The organism is Staphylococcus sp. GDX8P54P (assembly GCF_017893165.1).
GTDB classification, from domain to species: Bacteria; Bacillota; Bacilli; order Staphylococcales; family Staphylococcaceae; genus Staphylococcus; species Staphylococcus borealis.
The window spans coordinates 212,457-234,824 of record NZ_JAESMM010000012.1 but is presented as its reverse complement, the minus strand read 5'-3'; the positions used below and the strand labels follow the sequence as shown (position 1 = coordinate 234,824).

The following is a 22,368-nucleotide window of genomic DNA, read 5'->3' as shown; positions in this document are numbered from 1 at the left end:
GTCAGGATTTCCTTAGTCAGACGACTGCGACCGCGTCGTTCATTTTCAAAGGAGTTATAATATGAAAGATTTACCTATCATAGCATTAGATTTCGAATCCGCAGAAAAAGTGAATACATTTTTAGATCAATTTGATGAACCACTTTTCGTGAAAATCGGAATGGAACTCTTCTATCAAGCAGGGCCAGAGTTCATTAAATCTATTAAATCACGTGGTCATGATATTTTCTTAGATTTGAAGCTACATGATATTCCAAACACAGTTGAAAAAGCAATGGAAGGCTTAGGAAAGTTAGATGTCGATTTAGTTAATGTGCATGCAGCTGGTGGTACAGCCATGATGAAAGCTGCAGTAAGGGGATTGCACAAATTTAGTAATGATACAAAGATTATTGCTGTTACACAATTAACATCTACAACTGAAGAAATGTTGCGTAATGAGCAAAACATTCAAACAACAATCGAAGAAGCCGTATTAAACTATGCGACATTAACGCAACAAGCAGGTTTAGATGGTGTTGTATGCTCTCCATTAGAAGCAGAATTATTAACAAATGAATTAGGTTCAGACTTTTTAAAAGTAACACCTGGAATTAGACCACAAGGGGCAGCTGTAGATGATCAAAAGCGAATCACTACACCTGAAGACGCTAAACAATTAGGGGCAACACATATTGTAGTTGGACGACCAATCACGCAAAGTGAGAATCCTGTAGAAAGTTATCACACTATTAAAGAAAGTTGGTTAAGTTAATATGGCAAAAGAAATAGCAAAATCTTTATTAGATATCGAAGCAGTAACATTATCTCCAAACGACCTATATACATGGAGTTCAGGAATTAAATCTCCGATATACTGTGATAATCGTGTAACATTAGGCTATCCAGAAGTACGAAGTGCCATCCGTGATGGATTGAGCCAGTTGATTATTGAACAATTCGGTGATGTAGATATTATATCTGGTACAGCAACAGCAGGTATTCCGCATGCAGCGTATATCTCTGAGAAATTAAATTTACCAATGAATTATGTTCGTTCGAAAAGCAAAAGCCATGGAAAACAAAACCAAATTGAAGGCGCTTTAAGCAAAGGCAAGAACGTCGTCGTTGTCGAAGATTTAATCTCAACAGGTGGATCTTCAATTACTGCAGTTGAAGCATTAAAAGAAGCCGGGGCCAATGTCGTAGGTGTAGTAGCCATTTTCACTTATGGCTTAAAGAAAGCAGATGACATGTTTAATGATATCAATGTCCCTTACTACACATTAAGTAACTATAATGAGTTAATTGAAGTTGCACGTGAAGAAGGTAAAATTTCTGAGCATGATATACAAACTTTAGTTGAATGGAGAGACAACTTGTAATATGCTATGTCAAAAGGGGGATTGATTAATATGACGGATAGTGAAGCGAATCGCTTCTATAATAATATGAAGCACGTTAATGAATTCTTATATAGAGATGAAGACTTCAAATCCCCAGACAACGCAATGTCGATTGATAATAGCATTAAAGAAATAAGTAAAAATCAATCTAAAGTAAACATGGACTCATTTGTACATACAAGTGACCTCTTTAAAAAGGCTAAGCAATCGCTTAGACAAAAGGGTAAAATCGATTAAAAAAACGTGGTATAGGCGCGCACAATCATCTAAAGTAATAGATGAAATGTTCTCATATCTATACCACGTTTTATATGTTTAGAAATATAATACATAACGCTTAGCGAATAAAAATTTTAATAAGCACCCATCCGATAAGTAAAACAATAAGCATACATAAAATAGGTATAACAAGATGCATCATAATTGAAAGCCTCCAATTGAACTTTATTTTAATTTTAACTTGAAAATAGAATAAGTCAAAAATTTAGATTAACGAAATTATATATTTAAATTTTTTCAAAATGATATAGATTAGTTTAAAATAAGTATTAAAGATAAAGAGAGGGGAATCAATGTGGAAATACCTAAAATAACAACATTTCTAATGTTTAATAATCAAGCAGAAGAAGCAATTAATTTATATACGAGTCTGTTCGATAATAGTGAAATTTTAACTATGGTTAAATATGGAGAGGATGGACCGGGTGTGCCAGGCACAGTACAACATTCTATATTTACGCTAAATGGGCAAGTATTTATGGCAATTGATGCGGATAATGGTGAGAATTTGCCCATGAATCCGTCAATTTCTTTATATATTACGGTTGATAACGCGATGGAAATGGAACGACTATTCAGTGGTTTGAAGAAAGAAGGCGCAATATTAATGCCTAAAACTGCGATGCCACCATTCCGTGAATTTGCATGGGTACAAGATAAATTTGGGGTTAGTTTTCAACTCGCATTACCTGAAAAATAAAACATGGGATTAGAACTGAATGTAGTTGTGCGTTCGGTTCTAATCCCTTTTTTAAATATTGTTTCATCATTTTAGTGACTGTGCGATGCAGCTTATTTAACTTTCATGCTTTGAATTTTGTCATAATCTGGCGTTGCAAATAATGTTTTTTGATTATCATACGTTACAAATCCTGGTTTAGCACCAGAAGGTTTGTGAACATTTCTAATTTCTGTATAGTCTACAGGAATTTGTCCAGAATTTCCGGCTTTTGAGAAATAACCAGCTAACATAGCAGCTTCTTTAATCGTTTGTTCACTTGGTGCATCATTAAGAATAACGACATGAGATCCTGGAATATCTTTTGTATGGAACCAAATATGTGACTTTTGAGCTTTACGATTTGTTAAATAATCATTTTGTTTATTATTTTTGCCTACCAGTATCGTATCCCCATCTGTAGAAAGATAGGTTTGAAGTTGAATTTTATCATTCTTTTTCTTTTTAACGTTTTTACGTTGTTTCATAAATCCTTGTTCTGCGAGTTCATCACGAATATCATCTATCTCATCAACCGTAATATGGTCGAGTTGTTGTTCGATATTTGCAAAGTAATCGATGTTCTCGCGCGTTAATTGAATTTGATGATTTAATTCGCGTTCACGTGTTTTCATTCGATTATATTGCTTGTAATAATATTGTGCATTAACTGACGGTGATTTAGTAGGGTTTAATGGAATCGTAATGTCTTCATTTGTATAGTAATTGAGAACAGTTACAGCATCATCGCCTTGCTTAATGCGGTAAATATTAGCAGTAATGAGTTCACCGTATAGTTGCTGTTTATCTTTATCTTTAGCACTTTCATACTCCGTAATCAGTTTGCTCAATTTATGTTGATATTTTTGAGATTGCTGTTGAACAAAGCGTACTAAATCATTTGCGCGTTGTTTGACACGTTCGCGTTCTCCGCGGGCATCATAATACCGATCTAACAATTCATGTAAGGATGCATATTCAACCATATCATCATGAAATTGTTCTAATTTCATGAAGTAAAAATCTTCTTTACCAGTTTCATGATTTTTATGGAAAACAGGTACAGGTGTTTGTAACGTTTGAGCGATAACCTCATCATAAGCTTTAGGTAGTGTGTCTGTTGTCATAAATTGATAGCGATTGACAATTTCATTAGTAATCAGTGGACTAAAGCCTTCAAACGTGTTCAATAACTGCTTTGCAAGTTTACCACTATTAAAATCTACATATTTTAAAGCTTCATCCCCAGAAACGTCAAATGGATTTAATTTATTTTGTGTTGGTGGTGCTTCGTATTTAAAACCCGGCATAACCGTACGATACTGATTTGTATTCGGGGTTAAATGTTTAAATCCTTCAATAATTTTATAATTTTCATCGACAAGTAATAAATTGCTATGTTTACCCATAATTTCTAAAATAACGGTGCGATAAATGGTATCCCCAATTTCATCTTTACTTTCAACATCGATTTCAATACGGCGGTCATTACCGATTTGACGTACTGATTTAATAATGCCACCTTCTAAATGTTTTCTAAATACGCGTGCGAACATTGGTGGTTCAAATGGGTTATCATACTTCTTCGTTGTGATATGCATTCTTGAGAAACTAGGGTGTATGGATAGTAATAGTTGATGATTTTTGCGATTTTGGCGTACAACCATAAGAATCGTATCATTTTCTGGTTGATTAATCTTATGAATTCGACCAGATACTATAAACTGTAGTGATTCAACTATTTTTTTAGTGAATAAGCCATCATATGCCATAAATAATTTCCACCTTCAATTTAATCATTCAGTATATTGTAACATGGTAAAAAGATAGCGTCATGATTTAAGTTTATGTTACATACTCTATACAATTTTCACTACAATATGATATTATATTTAAATAATAGAAGAATAGCTTAGAGAGGTCGTAAGGCATGGATAATGAAAAAGGATTACTAATTGTTCTTTCAGGTCCTTCAGGAGTAGGTAAAGGAACTGTACGCAAAGAGATATTTGATGATCCAACTACATCATATAAGTACTCTATTTCAATGACGACACGTAATATGCGTGAAGGCGAAGTTGATGGTGTAGATTACTTTTTTAAGACGAAAGAAGAATTTGAAGCTTTAATTCAGGAAGATCAATTTATTGAATATGCTGAATACGTTGGGAATTACTATGGTACGCCTGTTCAATATGTTAAAGATACTATGGCTGCTGGACATGATGTATTTTTAGAAATTGAAGTAGAAGGTGCTAAACAAGTAAGAAAGAAATTTCCAGATGCATTATTTATCTTCCTTGCACCACCTAGCTTAGACCATTTGAAAGAACGATTAGTTGGACGTGGCACTGAGTCAGATGAGAAGATTCAAAGCAGAGTAAATGAAGCACGTAAAGAAGTAGAGATGATGAATCTTTATGATTACGTTGTAGTCAACGATGAAGTCCATTTAGCGAAAGATCGTATTCAATCAATTGTTGAAGCAGAACACTTAAAACGCGAACGTGTTGAAGCTATATATAGAAAAATGTTATTGGAGGCCAAAAAATAATGTTAAACCCACCATTAAACCAGTTACAATCGAAAATCAATTCTAAGTATTTAATTGCTACGACTGCAGCTAAGCGTGCACGTGAATTAGATGAAAGACCTGAAACAGCTTTATTAAGTGGATATCATTCAGCTAAACCAGTTGGTGAAGCATTAGAAGAAATTGCTAGCGGTAAAATTACACCAGTCGTTTCTGACGAATTCACTATGTAAAACCAAATGAAATTAATTTATCCATATGCACATCTTATTGATTTGAGTATTACGCTTCTTCAATAAGATGTGTCTTTTTAATTACACCTTTAATTTGTGTATAATAAATTTAATATAAATTATGATTAATAATCGATATAGTAAAAGGGAGAAATACGATTATGAAACACATTTTGCTAGCTGTTACAGGTGGTATTGCAGCATATAAAGCTATAGATTTAACGAGTAAATTAACACAAGCTGGTTACGATGTACGCGTAATGTTATCTGAACATGCGCAAGAATTTGTTACACCACTTGCTTTTCAAGCAATTAGTAGAAACCCAGTCTATACCAATACATTTAAAGAAGAAAACCCACAAGAAATTCAACATGTCGCATTGGGTGATTGGGCAGATGCGATTATCATTGCGCCTGCAACTGCAAATGTGATTGCGAAATTGAGTGTGGGTATTGCAGATGATATACTGACATCTACGTTGTTAGCAACTGAGACACCTACCTTTATTGCTCCGGCAATGAATGTACATATGTATGAGAATAAGCGTACACAGCACAATATTAACGTATTAGCACAAGATGGCTATCGCTTTATTGAACCTGGGGATGGTTATTTAGCGTGTGGTTATGTAGCAAAAGGAAGAATGGAAGAACCATTACAAATTGTTAAAGTTATCAACGACTTTTTCCATTCGCAAAAGGTAAAGGCACATAGTTCATTTAAAGGTAAACATGCATTAGTCACAGCTGGGCCAACTGTAGAAGTGATTGATCCTGTTCGTTACGTATCCAATCGTTCTTCAGGGAAAATGGGTTACGCGCTAGCTGAAGCGCTACAAAAAAGAGGCGCACACGTTACGTTAGTGACAGGACCAACGCAATTAGTAGATCCTATTGGTGTAAACGTTGTGCATATTGAAAGTGCGGAAGACATGTTTGAGGCAGTAACGACACGTTTTGATCAGCAAGACATTGTATTTAAAGCGGCAGCTGTCTCTGATTATACCCCGATTGAAGTATTAGATCATAAAATGAAGAAACAAGATGGCGACTTAGCCGTTACCTTTAAACGAACTAAAGATATTCTAAAATATTTAGGTGAACATAAAGCACATCAATATTTAGTAGGTTTCGCTGCTGAAACGCAAAATATCGAAGCCTATGCGCAAGATAAATTAAAACGAAAAAATGCTGATGTGATTATTTCGAATAATGTAGGTGACAAAACGATTGGTTTTAAATCAGATGATAATGAATTAACCATGCATTTTAAAACTAATGAAATGATTAATATTAAGAGAGGCAAAAAGGTTCAATTAGCTGAACAAATTTTAGATGAATTAGAAACTAGGTGGCAATAATGATTGCGAAGGTAATCGTAGATATTCCTTCTAAGAGTGTGGACTTTAAATTTGATTATTTGATACCAGAGCATTTAGAGGCTTTTATTCAGGTAGGGGTTAGGGTGGTTGTTCCATTCGGTCCGCGTACAATTCAAGGATATGTCATGGCTATTGAAAATGAACCTAGTGATGATATTAATATTGAGAAATTAAAAGTAATCAAAGAAATTCAAGATATGAAACCTGAATTAACCTCTGAATTGATTCAATTGAGTGAATGGATTAGCCACTATCATGTATCCAAGCGCATTTCAGTACTTGAAGTAATGTTGCCCAGTGCAATTAAAGCAAAGTATACGAAAGTCTTTGAAGTTGTGAAATATAATGATATCGATGATCAATTGCTTGAATACTTTGATGCTACGGGTCAATATAAGTATAAAGAAGCGCAAAAGAATAATCATCTACCTGTTTTAAACAAATTGTTAAAAATGGGCGCAGTGAAAGAAGTTACAATATTATCTCAAAATGTAAAAAAGAAAACACAGAGAGCGGTACGTATCGTAGAAGGTTATCATCCAGATGAGGTCTTAGCTAAACTTGAGAAGAAAATAAAGCAGTATGACGTGTATGCCTATCTATTAGATGAACAGCATAATACAGTATTTCTAAAAGATATGGAAGAGATGGGATTCTCGAAATCAAGTATAGATGGGTTAGTTAAGAAGGGTTATATTGAGAAATATGATGCCGAAGTAGAACGTGATCCGTTTGCACATCGTATATTTGAACGTGAAGAGAAGCGGGAACTTACTTCAGAACAGCGTGTTGCTTTTCAACAGATTAAAGACAAAATCGATAATAAAGCGCAACGTACATTCTTATTACATGGTGTGACAGGTTCAGGTAAAACAGAAGTTTACTTACAGACAATCGAAGAAGTGCTCAATGAAGGTAAAGAAGCAATGATGTTAGTGCCTGAAATTGCTTTAACTCCACAAATGGTCTTACGATTTAAACGCCGATTTGGTGATGACGTAGCGGTGCTACACTCTGGTCTATCTAATGGAGAACGCTACGATGAATGGCAAAAGATTAGAGACGGTAGAGCACGTGTCAGTGTTGGTGCACGATCAAGTATCTTCGCACCATTCAAAAATTTAGGCATAATTATTATTGACGAGGAACATGAATCAACATATAAGCAAGAAGATTATCCACGGTATCATGCTAGAGATATCGCTGAATGGAGAAGTCAATATCATCAATGTCCTTTAGTATTAGGAAGTGCAACACCAAGCCTTGAATCATACGCACGAGCTGAAAAAGGCGTGTATCAGTTACTGTCGTTACCTACTAGAGTGAATCAACAAGCATTACCATCGATAGATATAGTTGATATGCGCGAAGAATTGAGTGCGGGAAATCGTTCAATGTTTTCTAACGAATTAAGAGAAGCAATTGAAGAGCGCTTACGTAAAAATGAACAAATCGTTTTATTTCTTAATCGTCGTGGCTATGCATCATTTATGTTATGCCGAGATTGCGGTTATGTGCCTCAATGTCCACATTGTGATATTTCATTAACGTACCACAAGTCAACAGATCAATTGAAGTGTCATTATTGCGGTTACCATGAAGTACCTCCAAATAAATGTCCTAATTGTGAAAGTTCTCATATTCGCCAAGTAGGCACGGGTACACAACGTGTGGAAGAAATATTACAACAAGAATTTGAAGGTGCACGTATTATACGAATGGATGTAGATACTACTTCTAGAAAAGGTGCGCATGAAAAATTGCTATCCGAATTTGAACAAGGAAAAGGCGATATTTTATTAGGCACACAAATGATTGCAAAAGGGTTAGATTATCCAAATATCACCTTAGTAGGCGTTTTAAATGCTGATACTATGTTGAATCTACCTGATTTTCGTGCGAGTGAGCGGACATATCAACTGTTAACACAAGTGGCTGGAAGAGCAGGGCGACATGAAAAGCCAGGTAGCGTCATTATTCAAACTTACAATCCTGACCATTATGCAATCGAAGATGTTCAAAAAAATGATTATTTAACTTTCTATCATAAAGAAATGGAATATAGAAAAATGGGCAAGTATCCACCTTATTATTTTCTAATCAATTTTACGATTTCGCATAAAAATATGAAGAAAGTGATGGAAGCATCCAAACATATACATCAAATCTTACTGCAGCATCTCACAGATCGTGCGTTAGTGTTAGGCCCATCACCAGCTGCAATTGCACGTATTAACAACGAACATCGATTTCAAATTTTAGTGAAATACAAGCGTGAACCGGAATTGTTAAAAGCACTACAATATTTAGATGATTATTATCATGAGGCCTATCTTAAAGACAAACTTGCATTAAAAATAGATATCAATCCGCAAGTATTAATGTAAATAAAAAGAGTTACGTAGTTATTAGGTTTAAAGACCTAACTTACGTAACTCTTTCTTTTGTAAATATTAGTTTTTACATGACAACATTACCGTTTTCATCTGCTGGTCTAAATAGTGTAAGAATAGCACTAATGATTGCAATGATATGTGGAATACCTGTCCAACAGAATAATAAGTGTAAAAGACCAGACATTGTTTTACCGGCATAGAATTTATGGACACCGAAACCACCTAAAAATATAGCTAAAACAATATAAATAATTTTATTTACTTCCATGTTGGCACCTCCTTTAATTGTGCAAGTGATGATAAGTTAAGTTACTTTTATTTTAATAGACTGAAAAATAAAAGCAATTAATAGTAGCTGGAATGGATAAATTTCAGACTAAGGTCGCAATTCAAAGTGAATTAAGTTATAATTGTATGATGAATTTTTTCAGGAGGAGCAAAATAAATGGCGATACAAAAATTAGTCCAGTCAACGCATCCTGTATTAACGAAACAAGCGGAACGCATAACAACATTTGATGCTTCATTAAAAGATTTGTTATTAGATATAGAAGATACATTATATGCTAATGAGGCATCAGCGCTTTGCGCACCTCAAATTGGTATTAGTAAGCAAGTAGCTATCATTGATATGGAACTTGAAGGATTGCTACAACTCATCAATCCTATAATTAAAACGGAGTCTAAAGATAAAGTTATAGATCTTGAAGGTTCAGTAAACACACCAGGTATTTACGGGGAAGTCGAACGAAGTAAAATGATAACTGTAGAAGCCAATGATTTAGAAGGTAATACGATAGAATTAACCGCTTATGATGATATAGCGAGAATGATTTTACACATCGTTGACCAATTAAACGGTATATCATTTACTAAGCGTGCACAGCATTTATTAACTGATGAAGAAGTGGAGGCGTATTTTGAAAATGACTAAAGTGATATTTATGGGAACACCTGATTTTTCAACTAAGGTATTAGAAATGTTAATAGAAGAACACGACGTTATCGCAGTCGTAACGCAACCTGATAGACCAGTGGGACGTAAACGTGTATTAACACCACCACCTGTTAAACGAGTGGCTGAAGAACACCATTTACCTGTATATCAACCAGAAAAATTAGCGCAATCTGACGAATTGGCACAACTGTTACAATTAGAACCTGATTTAATTGTCACTGCTGCATTTGGTCAATTATTGCCTGAGACATTACTACAATTACCTAAATTAGGCGCTATTAATGTCCATGCATCACTGTTACCTAAATACCGTGGTGGTGCGCCCATACATCAAGCAATTATTGATGGTGAGGCACAAACTGGTATAACAATTATGTATATGGTTAAAAAGTTAGATGCTGGCAATATTATTTCACAAAAAGCAATTGATATAGAAGATGATGATAATGTAGGCACGATGCATGATAAGCTTAGTATATTAGGCGCAGATCTATTGAAAGAAACATTACCAGCAATTATCAATGGTACAAATGATAGTACGCCTCAAGATGATACGCAAGCCACATTCGCTTCAAATATTAGTAGAGAAGATGAACGTATTGATTGGACAATGACTGCTGAAGATATTCATAATCATATACGTGGATTATCACCATGGCCTGTTGGCTATACTACGATGGATGATACAAACTTGAAATTGTATGCTGCACATATCGTGCATAATAAAAATGGACAACCAGGGGAAATCGTCGAAACGACTAAAAAAGCGATTATAGTTGCTACAGGCTCTGATGATGCAGTTGCCTTAACTGATATTCAATTAGCTGGTAAAAAACGTATGCTAGCAGCAAATTATTTAAGCGGTGTTCAAGAATCGCTAGTTGGGAAATTATTAAAATGACACAAACAGTAAGAGAATTAGCATTTCAAACAATTCAAGAAATCTTTAATGATTATGCGTACAGTAACCTAAGAATCAATGAGGTACTTTCTACCGGGGACGTGTCTAGTATTGATAAACCTTTGTACACTGAACTCGTGTATGGAACTGTAAAACGGAAAATGACGCTGGATTTTTATCTTAGACCTTTTGTAAAAACGAAAATTAAAAGTTGGGTCAGACAATTATTATGGATGAGTTTGTATCAATATATTTATTTAGATAAAGTGCCTAATCACGCCATTATAAATGAGGCAGTTAATATTGCGAAACGTCGTGGTGGTCCTCATAATGGTAATGTTGTTAACGCTATATTGAGAACAATTTTTAGAAGTGAATGTCCAAGTTTAGCGACCATTAAAAATGAAAAGCAGCGTATGGCGATTGAATATAGTATTCCAAAGTGGATTATAGAGCATTGGATTACGCATTATGGCGTTGAGACCACACGTGAAATAGCAGCTTCATTTATGGAACAAACTGCAAGTACTGTGCGTGTCAATACAAGTAAAAATAAAGTTGAAGATGTCGTTTCAGGGTTACAAGCAGAGGGATATGACGTTGTAGTGGATGAACAGATTCCTTATTGCTTACATTTAAAAGGACGTCCAATAATTGAATCCGACAATTTTAAAAATGGAAATATTTCAATTCAAGATAAGAGTTCAATGTTTGTAGGATATTTAATGGGTGTCGAAGACAATGATGTTATTTTGGATGCATGTAGTGCACCAGGTGGCAAAGCGTGTCATATTGCAGAATTATTAGCATCAAGTGGTCATGTAGATGCGACAGATATTCATAAGCATAAAATTGGTTTAATTAAAGAAAATATTGGAAAATTACAACTTAAGAACATTAAAGCATTTGATCATGATGCAACAAAACCATATAAAGATGTATATGACAAAATACTTGTTGATGCACCATGTAGTGGTTTAGGCGTATTACGACATAAGCCAGAAATTAAATATGTTCAAACAAAGCAAGATATTCAAGACTTGGTTGAATTACAGTTACAGATATTAGACAATGTTAAAGAAAACTTGAAACCTGGTGGGACTCTAGTCTACTCAACGTGTACGATTGAACAACTCGAAAATGAAAATGTGATTTATACCTTCTTAAAAAATAATAAAGACTTTGAATTTGAATTAATGACACATCCTGTTAGCGGTGAACTAGTCAAAACAATACAGATTTTACCCCAAGATTTTAATTCAGATGGCTTTTTCATCACAAAAATAAAAAGAAAGGAAAGTTAAGATGATAACTACTGAAAAAAAGAAGAAAAATAAATTCTTGCCTGACTTTGATAAACAGTCGATTTATTCACTTAGATATGATGAAATGCAAGAATGGTTAGTAGACCATGGCCAACAAAAATTTAGAGCTAAGCAAATATTTGAATGGCTATATCAAAAACGTGTAGATAGTATTGATGAAATGACGAATTTATCCAAAGATCTTCGTCAAGTGCTAAAAGATAACTTTGCTATGACCACTTTAACGACTGTTGTAAAACAAGAAAGTAAAGATGGGACAATAAAATTCCTATTTGAATTACAAGATGGTTATACAATTGAAACCGTATTAATGCGCCATGACTATGGTAATTCAGTTTGCGTAACGACTCAGGTTGGATGTCGTATCGGTTGTACGTTCTGTGCTTCTACATTAGGTGGCTTAAAACGTAACTTAGAAGCAGGAGAAATTGTTTCACAAGTTTTAACAGTTCAAAAAGCATTAGATGCGACAGATGAACGTGTATCTCAAATTGTAATTATGGGAATTGGCGAACCATTTGAGAACTATGATGAAATGATGGATTTCTTACGTATCGTTAATGATGACAATAGTTTAAATATCGGTGCACGTCATATAACAGTGTCAACATCAGGTATTATTCCACGTATTTATGATTTTGCTGAAGAAGATATTCAAATTAACTTTGCCGTAAGTTTGCATGCAGCCAAAGATGACATTCGTTCTAAATTAATGCCAATTAACAGAGCTTACCACGTAGATAAATTAATGGAAGCAATTCAATATTATCAAGAAAAAACAAATCGTCGTGTGACATTTGAATATGGATTATTTGGTGGCGTCAATGACCAATTAGAGCATGCACGTGATTTAGCGCATCTTATTAAAGATCTAAACTGTCATGTTAACTTAATACCAGTAAACCATGTTCCAGAACGTAATTACGTTAAAACACCTAAAGATGATATTTTCAAATTTGAAAAAGAATTAAAACGATTGGGCATAAATGCTACAATTAGAAGAGAACAAGGATCAGATATTGACGCGGCATGTGGACAATTAAGAGCGAAGGAACGACAAGTAGAAACGAGGTAATCACAATGCTAAACGCACAATTTTTCACAGATACTGGACAACATAGAAATAAAAATGAAGATGCAGGAGGTATTTTTTATAACCAAACTCACCAACAATTATTAGTACTATGCGATGGTATGGGTGGTCATAAAGCGGGGGAAATTGCAAGTCAGTTTGTTACGTATGAGCTTCAAAAACGTTTTGAAGCTGAAAATTTTATTGAGTATGAACAAGCCGAAACTTGGTTGCGTTTCAATTTAAAAGAGATTAATCGTGAGCTATTTGAATACGCTCAAACAAATGAATCGTATAAGGGTATGGGTACAACATGTGTTTGTGCCCTTGTATTCGATAAGCACTTGGTTGTGGCAAATATAGGGGACTCTAGAGCATATCTTATTAATTCTAGAGAAATCGAACAAATCACGTATGATCATTCATTTGTTAACCATTTAGTTATGTCAGGTCAAATTACTGAAGAGGAAGCATTCACACACCCACAACGTAATATTATTACTAAAGTGATGGGAACAGATAAACGTGTAAGTCCAGATATATTTACGAAACGATTTAATTATTATGACTTTTTAATGTTGAATTCTGATGGTTTAACAGATTATGTCAGAAGTGAACGTATTCTTGAAGCGTTCAATACGTCGTTATCATTAGAAGAACATGGTGAACAGCTTATTCAATTAGCACTAAACCATGATTCTAAAGACAATATTAGTGTTTTAATAGCAACTATTGAAGGTGATCATCTATGATTGGAAAGTTAGTTAGTGAACGATATAAGATAGTGGATAAGCTTGGTGGCGGAGGAATGAGTACCGTTTACTTAGCTGAAGATACCATTTTAAATCGTGAAGTGGCGATTAAAGCAATCTCAATTCCTCAGAATGAAAAAGAAGAAACAATGAAACGTTTCGAGCGAGAAGTCAATAATGCAACGCAACTCTCACATGAAAACATTGTTGAAGTGTATGATGTTCAAGAAGATGAAGAGTGCTTCTTTTTAATCATGGAATATATAGATGGACCTACTTTATCTGAATACATACATAGTCATGGCCCTTTAAGTATTGATACAGCAATTGATTTTACCAATCAAATTTTAAAAGGTGTGGCGCAAGCGCATGATAAACTTATCATACATAGAGATATTAAACCTCAAAATATCTTAATTGATAAGAATAAGACACTTAAAATTTTCGATTTTGGAATTGCCAAAGCTTTAAGTGAAACATCTATGACGCAAACAAACCATGTGCTCGGTACTGTACAATACCTTTCACCAGAACAAGCCAAAGGTGAAACTACGAATGAAGCGACAGATATTTATTCCATAGGTATTGTACTTTTTGAAATGTTAGTTGGGGAACCCCCTTTTAATGGCGAAACAGCTGTTAGTATAGCGATAAAACATATTCAGGATTCCGTACCTAATGTAACCGAGTTAAGATCTGATATACCTCAATCCTTAAGTAACGTTGTCCTTAGAGCAACAGAAAAGAAAGCAACGGATCGTTATCAAAGTGTCAATGATATGAAAGAAGACTTAAGTAGTGTCCTTGTATCTAGTCGTGCTAATGAAAAAAAGCATTCAATTGAAGAAGATGATACAAATACCGTTGCCATTGATAGACAAGATATCAGAAGTAAAATAAAGGAAGAAAATGAGCAGAAACAAATCGCTCAAACCATGCAAATACCTATTGTCAATGAGCACCATTTCCAAACTAACGAGGCGCAAATTTACGAGCCACCAAAGAAAAAGCGTTCTAAAAAGAAAAAATTTGCTATTGCGTTGATTTTACTGTTATTAGTCGTAAGTTTATTTGGGTTTATTGCGATGGGCATGTTTGGCAGTAAGTATTCAGAAATGCCAGATCTTAAGGGTAAAACTGAAAAAGAAGCAGAAAAAATATTACGCCAATCTCATTTAGAAATTGGCAATATTTCTAGAGACTATAGTGATGACTATCCAGAAAATAAAATCATCGAGACAAAACCGAAACAAGGTGAAAGAGTGAATCAACATGAAAAAGTTGATATCGTGCTTTCAAAAGGACCGGAACGTGCTAAAATGCCGAATGTTATAGGAATGAAAAAAGCTGATGCACTTGATAAATTAAAACAATTTAAACTTGATCATGTAACAGTGAATCAAGAATACAATAATCAAATACCTAAAGGTGCTATTGCCAAACAAAGTGTTAATCCGGATAGTTATGTTCGTGTGAATGATCACCAAATCACGTTAACTGAGTCTTTAGGTGTTAAAAAAGTATACGTGAAAAATTATGAACATAAAAATGTTGAAACTGCTCAGAAAGAACTTGAAAAAAATGGTCTTAAAGTACAAATAACGACTGAATCAAGTAATAATGAGAAAAAGGATAATATTATTTCACAAAGTCCAAAAAATACAGAAATTGATGAAGGAAGTACAGTTCAACTGATTGTTTCGAAAGGAAAATCAACTTCTAAAGACGAAGATAAAGAAGACGAAAAATCTAATGATTCTAGTAAAGATAAGGACGACGACGCTAAGAAAGTTAAAAATTACACCGAAACATATCATATCCCATATACGGGAGACGATGAAAGTCAAAAAGTTCAAGTTTATATAAGAGATAAAGACAATAGTGGCGCATCTGCGAGTCAAACGTTTAGTATAAAAGGTGATAGAACAATCACGATTCCGCTTAAAATTGAAGAAGGATCTGACGCGGGTTACACCATTAGAGTAGATGGCGATATTATTGCAGATAAAGATATAGAATATTAAAATTCAACCTTTTAGTGAATGAAAGCGATCAAACATTCACTAAAAGGTTTTTTAATTTTTATATCGAACTATAAAAATATTATGTAAACATAAATCGAACTCGCTTTGATAACATTGACTTTAAACAAATATGTTCTGGATATAATATTCTCTAAGGTTTTGCTATAATAGTGAAATATAAATAATGATTAAGAGGTGTCATTTTGGAAACTGGACGTATTATTAAATTAATTAGTGGTGTATATCAAGTAGATGTAGATGGAACTTTATATGATACTAAACCACGTGGTCTTTTCAGAAAAAAGAAGTTTTCACCAATTGTAGGGGACATTGTTGATTTTGAAATTCAAAATACCAATGAAGGTTACATTCATCATGTTCACGATCGTCATAATGCATTGAAACGACCACCAGTTAGTAATATTGACGGCTTAATCATCGTGATGAGCGCTGTAGAACCAGATTTCTCAACACAATTGTTAGATCGTTTTCTAGTTATTGCGCACTCATATGATTTAGAACCGAGTATACTAGTGACTAAAAAGGATTTAGCGTCTGATGATGACATTAAAAAAATTAATGAATGGTTAAACATTTATGAAACTATTGGCTACAATACTCAATTTGTTGGCAAAGATACGTCTAAACAGGAAGTAGTCGCTTCTTGGCCGAAAGGACTTATTGTACTAAGTGGTCAATCAGGTGTCGGTAAGTCGACATTTATAAATGCGTTTAAACCAGAATTAAATTTAGAAACCAATGATATATCAAAATCCCTTAACCGTGGTAAACATACAACGAGACATGTAGAATTATTCGAAAGGGAATCTGGTTTTATTGCAGATACACCAGGCTTTAGTGCATTAGATTTTGATCATATTGAAAAAGATGAATTGAAACACTATTTTATAGATATTAATCACTATGGCGAGGCATGCAAATTTAGAAACTGTAATCATATTAAAGAACCTCATTGTCATGTTAAGCAACAATTGGAGAGTGGTCATTTAGCACAATTCCGCTATGATCATTACATTCAATTATTTAATGAAATTTCAAATAGAAAGGTAAGATATTAATGAAAAAAATCTATCCATCACTTTTATCCGCTGATTTTTTAAATTTAGAAGATGAAATTAAAGCTTTAGAAAAAGCACAAGTTGATGGTTTACACTTTGATGTGATGGACGGTCAATTTGTACCAAATATTTCGATTGGTTTGCCAATTCTTGATTCAATTCGAACTGCTACTCAATTACCAATTGATGTTCACTTAATGATTGAGCAACCTGAGCAGTATATTAACACCTTTGCTGAACACGGTGCTGACATGATATCCGTGCACGTCGAGTCTACGCAACATATTCATAGAGCGCTTCAAATGATTAAGAATGCTGGTAAAAAAGCTGGCGTTGTCATTAATCCTGGTACACCAGTTGAAGTATTATTACCAGTTCTTGAGATTGTAGATTATGTATTAGTGATGACAGTCAATCCAGGTTTCGGTGGTCAATCATTTATTGAAGCATGTGCATCAAAAGTGAAGTCACTTAGAGATTTAAGACAATCTTTAAATTTAAATTTTGATATTGAAGTTGATGGTGGCATCAATGATGAAACTATCCAATTATGTGCTGATAATGGGGCAACTATGTTTGTTACAGGTTCTTATTTCTTTAATCAAAAGGATTATAGCAATGTGACACAATTACTGAAAGGCTGATTTTATTATGCGAATCAATTTATTATGTAGTGACCGACATTTACCTCCACAAGTATTGAGTACTCAAAAGCATGAACATTGGGGTGGTATTGATAGAGGAACACTGATTCTTGTTAACCATGCCATCACACCGACGTTCTCAATTGGTGACTTTGATTCTGTTTCAGATGAAGAACGTCACCAACTCAAACATCAGTTGAATATTAAGCCGGTCAAAGCTGAAAAAGATGATACGGATTTAGCATTAGGTGTAGAAGAAGCTGTTCATAGAGGCTTTACGCAAATACATATTTATGGCGCAACTGGTGGTAGGTTAGATCATTTTATGGGTGTCATGCAAATATTGCAAAAACCAAAGTATATAGAACGAAATATTTCAATTATTGTGGAAGATGATCAAAATGAAATTAAATTATTGAAACAAGGTACCCATCAAATTCAAAAATCACTTCATTTCCCATATGTATCATTTATTCCAGTAACTGAAAATGTGGTTTTATCATTGAAGGGCTTTAAATATAATTTGAATAAGCAACTTCTAGAAAAAGGATCGACACTTACATTATCTAATGAAGTAAAAGAAGTTGTCGCGGAAATCATCTTACATAACGGACAAGTACTTCAAATGAGAAGTAAGGATGCAAGTTAAAAAAGAACATAAAAAATGCCTTCACCACATATGAAGGCATTTTTTAGTGCATTATATTTATTAAACTCTAGTAACTTTACCAGATTTTAAAGCACGAGCAGAAATCCAAACTTTTTTAGGTTTTCCGTCAACTAAAATTCTAACTTTTTGAAGGTTAGCATTAAATCTGCGTTTATTCGCATTTAAAGCGTGTGAACGATTATTACCAGTCGATGCTTTACGACCTGTTACGTAACATTGTTTACCCATCAAAGTACCTCCTTTAATAAATATAAATACACTTGACTACTTATATACTTAAATAAGATACCATATATAAATTTTTAAAGCAATGAAATTAAAGGGTATTTCTCTAAAAATGTTTTGAATTTTATAATTTATGGTATAATTGTAAGCTGAGGAGTTATGTAGTACATTTAATTAGGTTATAAAGACTTATTTATGGAAGAATCGGTTAATTTCTACAATGAATTTAATTGTAAATGTTTATAGTTTCGTCATTTTTAAACAAAATTCAGGAGGAATATAAAGATGACAATAGAAATCTCAAATGATTATGGTAAAATCGATATCTCAAATGAAGTCATTGCTTCAGTAGTAGGCAGTAAAGCTGTTGAAAGTTATGGTATTGTTGGTATGGCATCTAGACAACAAGTGCGAGATGGTATTGCCGAAATTTTAGGACATGAAAATTATGCTAGAGGCATCGAAGTCAAAGAAAACAATGGTGTCATTGATATAGATATGTATATTATCGTTAGCTACGGTGTTAAAATCTCAGAAGTAGCTAATAATGTACAATCATCAGTAAAATACACACTAGAAAACTCACTCAATGTAAAAGTGAATTCAATTAATATATTTGTACAAGGTGTAAGACTTAATAATAAGGGCAAGTAGGTATAGGAGGACTTAGCAGGATGATTAGCAAAATTAATGGTAAATTATTTGCCGATATGATAATACAAGGGGCACAAAATTTATCTAATAATGCAGATTTAGTAGATTCTTTAAATGTATACCCTGTGCCAGATGGTGATACAGGTACTAATATGAATCTTACAATTACTTCTGGACGTGAGGAAGTTGAAAATAATTTATCTCAAAGTATTGGTGAATTAGGGAAGACATTCTCTAAAGGATTACTTATGGGTGCTCGAGGTAACTCAGGTGTAATTCTTTCTCAATTATTTAGAGGATTCTGTAAAAATATTGAAACGGAAAATGAAATTAATGCACAACAACTTGCTAGTAGTTTCCAAGCAGGTGTTGACACTGCTTATAAAGCTGTAATGAAACCAGTCGAAGGGACAATCTTAACTGTTGCTAAAGATGCAGCCAAGGCAGCGGTTAATAAAGCTGAAGAAACAGATGATTGTGTTGAAGTTATGGAATATACAATTGCAGAAGCTGAAAAGTCATTAAATAATACACCCAATTTACTTGCTGTATTAAAAGAAGTTGGCGTAGTTGATAGTGGTGGTAAAGGGCTATTATGTGTTTATGAAGGTTTCTTAAAAGGTTTAACAGGCCAAACGATTGAAGTGAAAAAAGAAAAATTAAACACAGAAGAGCTAGTGCATGAAGAGCATGACTTCCATGGCGTAATTAACACTGAAGACATTAAGTATGGCTATTGTACTGAAATGATGGTACGTTTTGGAAAAGATAAAAGAGAATTTGATGAGCAAACATTTAGAACAGATATGAGTCATTTTGGTGATTCATTACTCGTTATTAATGACGATGAAATTGTAAAAGTCCATGTACATACTGAAACACCAGGTGATGTGTTTAACTATGGTCAAGAGTATGGTGAGCTTATTAAATTAAAAGTTGAAAATATGCGTGAACAACATCGTGAAGTCATTAGAAAAGAAAAGCAAAATCATCATGCAGACCAACAAGAAGAATCAAAAACAGTTGAAACAGCAATTATTGCTATTTCTATGGGTGATGGCATTTCAGAATTATTTACATCTATGGGTGCGACACATATTATAAGCGGTGGACAAACAATGAATCCATCTACTGAAGACATTGTAAAGGTTATTGAACAATCTCAATGTAAACGTGCCATTATTTTACCAAATAATAAAAATATAAGAATGTCGAGTGATCAAGCTGCAACTTTAGTTGAAGCAGATACAGTTGTAATTCCTACAACATCTATTCCACAAGGTATTGCGGCCTTGTTCCAATACGATCCGTCATCATCACTTGAAGATAATCAATCTCATATGACAACCGCTTTAGATAGTGTAAAATCAGGCTCAGTAACATTTGCTGTTCGTGACACTAAAATTGATGGCGTAGAGATTAAAAAAGGCGAATTCATGGGATTATCTGAAAGTAAAATTGTGACAAGTAATGATGATGAATTTGCGACAATCACAGGTTTACTTAAAGCGATGTTAAATGAAGAAAGTGAAATCTTAACTATTATCGCTGGTGAGGATGCAAATACTGAAACATCAGATAAATTAGTAGCGTGGGTTGAAAGTGAATATCCAGACGTTGAAGTAGAAGAACATGACGGTGGCCAACCTATCTATCAATATTTATTCTCAGTCGAATAAATATCAATTGAAAAGCTATGAAGGATCCGGGACATAAAGTTCCTGGATGAGTAAATTAAGACAATTTCTATTGAAATAATATAGAAATTGTCTTTTTTTATAATTTTTGTGATTATTTTCAGCTCGTTGAGTTGTTACCTTTCTTATATTAAGTGTGATTCATACAAAACCAAGTTCTCTTTTGACTTTATTTATCCCTCATACAGACATTCGAGCAAGACCCAAAATTGCCTTCATAAATCCAAAAGTCAGCACCACATCAAATTTCCTTTGACTGTAGATGATTTTCGTTTCTAGTTCTGAAAGCTTTTTGTTAATTTGGTATTTAAAATACTCCCAGTTATAATGCTTCATTATTATTTTATTTGTTTTTGAATGGAAGTTTATACATTGATTCTTCAGCGGACATTCTGAACAAACATTTCATTCATATAATTTGAAGTTTCATTTAAAACCATACTTATCATGACGATAGGTATACCGTTTAAAACATAAAATAGTTCATATCTACATGTGTTTAATGCTTACAAAAAATACAAATGTTAAAATATTAAAATTTTAATAGTATTTTTAATATGTATTAGTATAAAATATATGTATATTAAACAATAGGAGTATGCACATGGGAAATATACTTTTAGTAGTTATTGGTCTTAGTATCATATGTTTTATATTCATGCTTTTTAAAAAGAAACCAATTGCAGTTACAGCTTTGGTGATTTTAATCACAACATCATCTACACTTATAGCAATGCCACTCAATAGAGTTAATGCACAAAGTAGTGCACTTACTAAAGAGAAAGTTAAATTTGTTAAAGGTATTGATGGAGACACTGTTCAATTACTTTATAAAGGGAAGAAATCAACCTTTAGATTATTGTTGATTGATACACCTGAAACTAAGGATCCACGAAAGCCTGTTCAAAAATATGGTCCGGAGGCTAGTCAATTTACAACACGAATGTTGGCTAATGCGCGTACGGTACAAGTTCAATTTGATCGTGGTCAACGAACAGATAAATATGGTCGTTATTTAGCATACGTTTATGCAGATGGTAGAATGGTTAATGAAGCGGTTGTCAGACAAGGATTAGCTAGAGTGACTTATATCTATCCGCCGAACAATACATTTGAACAAATGTTAAAGGTAAGCCAATCCAAAGCACAAGCTGAAAAGCTAAATATATGGTCTACAACAACGTCGAACACGAAAGCTAAGACGGGTCAAACATCATCTGCAAAAGCATCTGTAAAATCATCAACTAAACCGAAAACATCAACGTCGTCAACTTCAAAGACAACGAAAAAGCAATCAACAGAAAATTATAAAAATTGCACTTTATTGAGAAAGAAATATCCAAATGGAGTGAAAAAGGGTCATCCTGCTTATCAAACAAAGTTTGACCGCGATAAAGATGGATGGGCATGTGAACGTTAAACATGTATCGTTCAGTGAATT

23 protein-coding genes and 1 pseudogene are annotated in these 22,368 nt (G+C 33.8%); 20 read left to right on the top strand and 4 right to left on the bottom strand.

Annotation, left to right across the window (positions count from 1 at the left end; all coding sequences use genetic code 11):
• Positions 1-61: 61 nt before the first annotated feature.
• The 4 genes from pyrF (at position 62) to KA909_RS07055 (ending at position 2,364) form a co-directional block, all read left to right on the top strand.
• A complete protein-coding gene (gene pyrF / locus KA909_RS07070; RefSeq protein WP_053029209.1) occupies positions 62-754 on the top strand; it encodes an orotidine-5'-phosphate decarboxylase in 693 nt (230 codons plus the stop codon).
• 1 nt (position 755) lies between these two features.
• Positions 756-1,364, top strand: coding sequence for an orotate phosphoribosyltransferase (gene pyrE / locus KA909_RS07065; RefSeq protein ID WP_070855472.1), 609 nt, complete (start codon positions 756-758; stop codon positions 1,362-1,364).
• A 30-nt stretch (positions 1,365-1,394) separates the two neighbouring features.
• Positions 1,395-1,622: a hypothetical protein gene (locus tag KA909_RS07060; protein ID WP_070855474.1), complete on the top strand. Its 228-nt coding sequence runs from the start codon at positions 1,395-1,397 to the stop codon at positions 1,620-1,622.
• Positions 1,623-1,959: 337 nt separating this feature from the next.
• Positions 1,960-2,364: a VOC family protein gene (locus KA909_RS07055; RefSeq protein ID WP_053029212.1), complete on the top strand. Its 405-nt coding sequence runs from the start codon at positions 1,960-1,962 to the stop codon at positions 2,362-2,364.
• A gap of 92 nt (positions 2,365-2,456) precedes the next feature.
• On the opposite strand, the gene KA909_RS07050 is transcribed toward KA909_RS07055, so the two are convergent.
• Positions 2,457-4,154 (bottom strand): Rqc2 family fibronectin-binding protein, encoded by a 1,698-nt coding sequence (locus tag KA909_RS07050; RefSeq protein ID WP_193839443.1) that lies wholly within the window; start codon positions 4,152-4,154, stop codon positions 2,457-2,459.
• A 158-nt stretch (positions 4,155-4,312) separates the two neighbouring features.
• Here KA909_RS07050 and gmk point away from each other — a divergent pair, with 158 nt between their 5' ends.
• The 4 genes from gmk to priA all read left to right on the top strand — a co-directional run bounded on the left by gmk (position 4,313) and on the right by priA (position 8,917).
• Positions 4,313-4,936, top strand: a complete 624-nt coding sequence (gmk, locus tag KA909_RS07045) for a guanylate kinase (protein ID WP_053029214.1) — start codon at positions 4,313-4,315, stop codon at positions 4,934-4,936.
• Positions 4,936-5,148, top strand: a complete 213-nt coding sequence (gene rpoZ, locus KA909_RS07040) for a DNA-directed RNA polymerase subunit omega (protein WP_011275989.1) — start codon at positions 4,936-4,938, stop codon at positions 5,146-5,148. Before gmk ends, rpoZ begins: the two co-directional genes overlap by 1 nt.
• A gap of 161 nt (positions 5,149-5,309) precedes the next feature.
• Positions 5,310-6,509, top strand: a complete 1,200-nt coding sequence (gene coaBC / locus KA909_RS07035; protein WP_193839442.1) for a bifunctional phosphopantothenoylcysteine decarboxylase/phosphopantothenate--cysteine ligase CoaBC — start codon at positions 5,310-5,312, stop codon at positions 6,507-6,509.
• Positions 6,509-8,917, top strand: coding sequence for a primosomal protein N' (gene priA / locus KA909_RS07030; protein ID WP_193839441.1), 2,409 nt, complete (start codon positions 6,509-6,511; stop codon positions 8,915-8,917). The genes coaBC and priA overlap by 1 nt, the downstream gene beginning before the upstream one ends.
• Positions 8,918-8,990: 73 nt before the next feature.
• Here priA and KA909_RS07025 read toward each other — a convergent pair whose 3' ends face one another.
• Positions 8,991-9,194, bottom strand: coding sequence for a TM2 domain-containing protein (locus tag KA909_RS07025; RefSeq protein WP_053029220.1), 204 nt, complete (start codon positions 9,192-9,194; stop codon positions 8,991-8,993).
• Positions 9,195-9,371: 177 nt separating this feature from the next.
• Between KA909_RS07025 and KA909_RS07020 the strand changes: the two genes are divergently transcribed.
• The 9 genes from KA909_RS07020 to KA909_RS06980 all read left to right on the top strand — a co-directional run bounded on the left by KA909_RS07020 (position 9,372) and on the right by KA909_RS06980 (position 18,330).
• Positions 9,372-9,860, top strand: coding sequence for a peptide deformylase (locus KA909_RS07020; protein ID WP_193839440.1), 489 nt, complete (start codon positions 9,372-9,374; stop codon positions 9,858-9,860).
• The gene (gene fmt, locus KA909_RS07015) at positions 9,853-10,785 is read left to right on the top strand and encodes a methionyl-tRNA formyltransferase (protein WP_193839905.1); all 933 of its coding nucleotides are present in this window, start codon (positions 9,853-9,855) and stop codon (positions 10,783-10,785) included. Before KA909_RS07020 ends, fmt begins: the two co-directional genes overlap by 8 nt.
• On the top strand, positions 10,782-12,089 hold the full coding sequence (gene rsmB, locus KA909_RS07010) for a 16S rRNA (cytosine(967)-C(5))-methyltransferase RsmB (RefSeq protein WP_210130070.1): 1,308 nt from the start codon (positions 10,782-10,784) through the stop codon (positions 12,087-12,089). Before fmt ends, rsmB begins: the two co-directional genes overlap by 4 nt.
• A 1-nt stretch (position 12,090) precedes the next feature.
• Positions 12,091-13,185 carry a dual-specificity RNA methyltransferase RlmN gene (gene rlmN, locus KA909_RS07005; protein ID WP_053029227.1) on the top strand — a complete coding sequence of 365 codons (1,095 nt, stop codon included), beginning with the start codon at positions 12,091-12,093 and terminating at the stop codon, positions 13,183-13,185.
• 5 nt (positions 13,186-13,190) lie between these two features.
• Positions 13,191-13,934, top strand: coding sequence for a Stp1/IreP family PP2C-type Ser/Thr phosphatase (locus KA909_RS07000; protein ID WP_193839904.1), 744 nt, complete (start codon positions 13,191-13,193; stop codon positions 13,932-13,934).
• Complete coding sequence (gene pknB, locus KA909_RS06995) at positions 13,931-15,958, top strand: Stk1 family PASTA domain-containing Ser/Thr kinase (protein ID WP_193839437.1); 2,028 nt, start codon at positions 13,931-13,933, stop codon at positions 15,956-15,958. Before KA909_RS07000 ends, pknB begins: the two co-directional genes overlap by 4 nt.
• 203 nt (positions 15,959-16,161) lie before the next feature.
• Positions 16,162-17,037, top strand: coding sequence for a ribosome small subunit-dependent GTPase A (gene rsgA, locus KA909_RS06990; RefSeq protein ID WP_193839436.1), 876 nt, complete (start codon positions 16,162-16,164; stop codon positions 17,035-17,037).
• Positions 17,037-17,681 carry a ribulose-phosphate 3-epimerase gene (gene rpe / locus KA909_RS06985; protein ID WP_075108528.1) on the top strand — a complete coding sequence of 215 codons (645 nt, stop codon included), beginning with the start codon at positions 17,037-17,039 and terminating at the stop codon, positions 17,679-17,681. The genes rsgA and rpe overlap by 1 nt, the downstream gene beginning before the upstream one ends.
• Before the next feature lie 7 nt (positions 17,682-17,688).
• Positions 17,689-18,330, top strand: coding sequence for a thiamine diphosphokinase (locus KA909_RS06980; protein WP_193839435.1), 642 nt, complete (start codon positions 17,689-17,691; stop codon positions 18,328-18,330).
• A 60-nt stretch (positions 18,331-18,390) separates the two neighbouring features.
• On the opposite strand, the gene rpmB is transcribed toward KA909_RS06980, so the two are convergent.
• Positions 18,391-18,579 carry a 50S ribosomal protein L28 gene (gene rpmB, locus KA909_RS06975; protein ID WP_210130069.1) on the bottom strand — a complete coding sequence of 63 codons (189 nt, stop codon included), beginning with the start codon at positions 18,577-18,579 and terminating at the stop codon, positions 18,391-18,393.
• A 282-nt stretch (positions 18,580-18,861) separates the two neighbouring features.
• On the opposite strand from rpmB, the gene KA909_RS06970 reads away from it, so the two are divergent.
• Entirely contained in the window at positions 18,862-19,230 is a 369-nt protein-coding gene (locus KA909_RS06970; protein ID WP_011275975.1) for an Asp23/Gls24 family envelope stress response protein, read from the top strand.
• 20 nt (positions 19,231-19,250) lie between these two features.
• The gene (fakA, locus tag KA909_RS06965; RefSeq protein ID WP_193839434.1) at positions 19,251-20,909 is read left to right on the top strand and encodes a fatty acid kinase catalytic subunit FakA; all 1,659 of its coding nucleotides are present in this window, start codon (positions 19,251-19,253) and stop codon (positions 20,907-20,909) included.
• Here the strand turns inward: fakA and KA909_RS06960 are convergent.
• Positions 20,885-21,404 (bottom strand): annotated as a pseudogene (locus KA909_RS06960) (transposase); the annotation flags it as partial. The gene fakA and the pseudogene KA909_RS06960 overlap by 25 nt on opposite strands.
• Before the next feature lie 127 nt (positions 21,405-21,531).
• Here KA909_RS06960 and KA909_RS06955 point away from each other — a divergent pair.
• Entirely contained in the window at positions 21,532-22,347 is an 816-nt protein-coding gene (locus tag KA909_RS06955; protein ID WP_193839433.1) for a thermonuclease family protein, read from the top strand.
• Positions 22,348-22,368: the final 21 nt, after the last annotated feature.

Bases quoted from the DNA above. Each gene is read 5' to 3' on its own strand.
- pknB (WP_193839437.1), top strand. From the start codon at position 13,931: ATGATTGGAAAGTTAGTTAGTGAACGATATAAGATAGTGGATAAGCTT.
- KA909_RS07060 (WP_070855474.1), top strand. From the start codon at position 1,395: ATGACGGATAGTGAAGCGAATCGCTTCTATAATAATATGAAGCACGTT.
- rsmB (WP_210130070.1), top strand. From the start codon at position 10,782: ATGACACAAACAGTAAGAGAATTAGCATTTCAAACAATTCAAGAAATC.
- KA909_RS06970 (WP_011275975.1), top strand. From the start codon at position 18,862: ATGACAATAGAAATCTCAAATGATTATGGTAAAATCGATATCTCAAAT.
- coaBC (WP_193839442.1), top strand. From the start codon at position 5,310: ATGAAACACATTTTGCTAGCTGTTACAGGTGGTATTGCAGCATATAAA.
- gmk (WP_053029214.1), top strand. From the start codon at position 4,313: ATGGATAATGAAAAAGGATTACTAATTGTTCTTTCAGGTCCTTCAGGA.
- KA909_RS07050 (WP_193839443.1), bottom strand. From the start codon at position 4,154: ATGGCATATGATGGCTTATTCACTAAAAAAATAGTTGAATCACTACAG.
- rpe (WP_075108528.1), top strand. From the start codon at position 17,037: ATGAAAAAAATCTATCCATCACTTTTATCCGCTGATTTTTTAAATTTA.
- KA909_RS06980 (WP_193839435.1), top strand. From the start codon at position 17,689: ATGCGAATCAATTTATTATGTAGTGACCGACATTTACCTCCACAAGTA.
- KA909_RS07000 (WP_193839904.1), top strand. From the start codon at position 13,191: ATGCTAAACGCACAATTTTTCACAGATACTGGACAACATAGAAATAAA.
- pyrE (WP_070855472.1), top strand. From the start codon at position 756: ATGGCAAAAGAAATAGCAAAATCTTTATTAGATATCGAAGCAGTAACA.
- KA909_RS07020 (WP_193839440.1), top strand. From the start codon at position 9,372: ATGGCGATACAAAAATTAGTCCAGTCAACGCATCCTGTATTAACGAAA.
- KA909_RS06955 (WP_193839433.1), top strand. From the start codon at position 21,532: ATGGGAAATATACTTTTAGTAGTTATTGGTCTTAGTATCATATGTTTT.
- rpoZ (WP_011275989.1), top strand. From the start codon at position 4,936: ATGTTAAACCCACCATTAAACCAGTTACAATCGAAAATCAATTCTAAG.
- fakA (WP_193839434.1), top strand. From the start codon at position 19,251: ATGATTAGCAAAATTAATGGTAAATTATTTGCCGATATGATAATACAA.
- KA909_RS07025 (WP_053029220.1), bottom strand. From the start codon at position 9,194: ATGGAAGTAAATAAAATTATTTATATTGTTTTAGCTATATTTTTAGGT.
- rpmB (WP_210130069.1), bottom strand. From the start codon at position 18,579: ATGGGTAAACAATGTTACGTAACAGGTCGTAAAGCATCGACTGGTAAT.
- priA (WP_193839441.1), top strand. From the start codon at position 6,509: ATGATTGCGAAGGTAATCGTAGATATTCCTTCTAAGAGTGTGGACTTT.
- fmt (WP_193839905.1), top strand. From the start codon at position 9,853: ATGACTAAAGTGATATTTATGGGAACACCTGATTTTTCAACTAAGGTA.
- rlmN (WP_053029227.1), top strand. From the start codon at position 12,091: ATGATAACTACTGAAAAAAAGAAGAAAAATAAATTCTTGCCTGACTTT.
- pyrF (WP_053029209.1), top strand. From the start codon at position 62: ATGAAAGATTTACCTATCATAGCATTAGATTTCGAATCCGCAGAAAAA.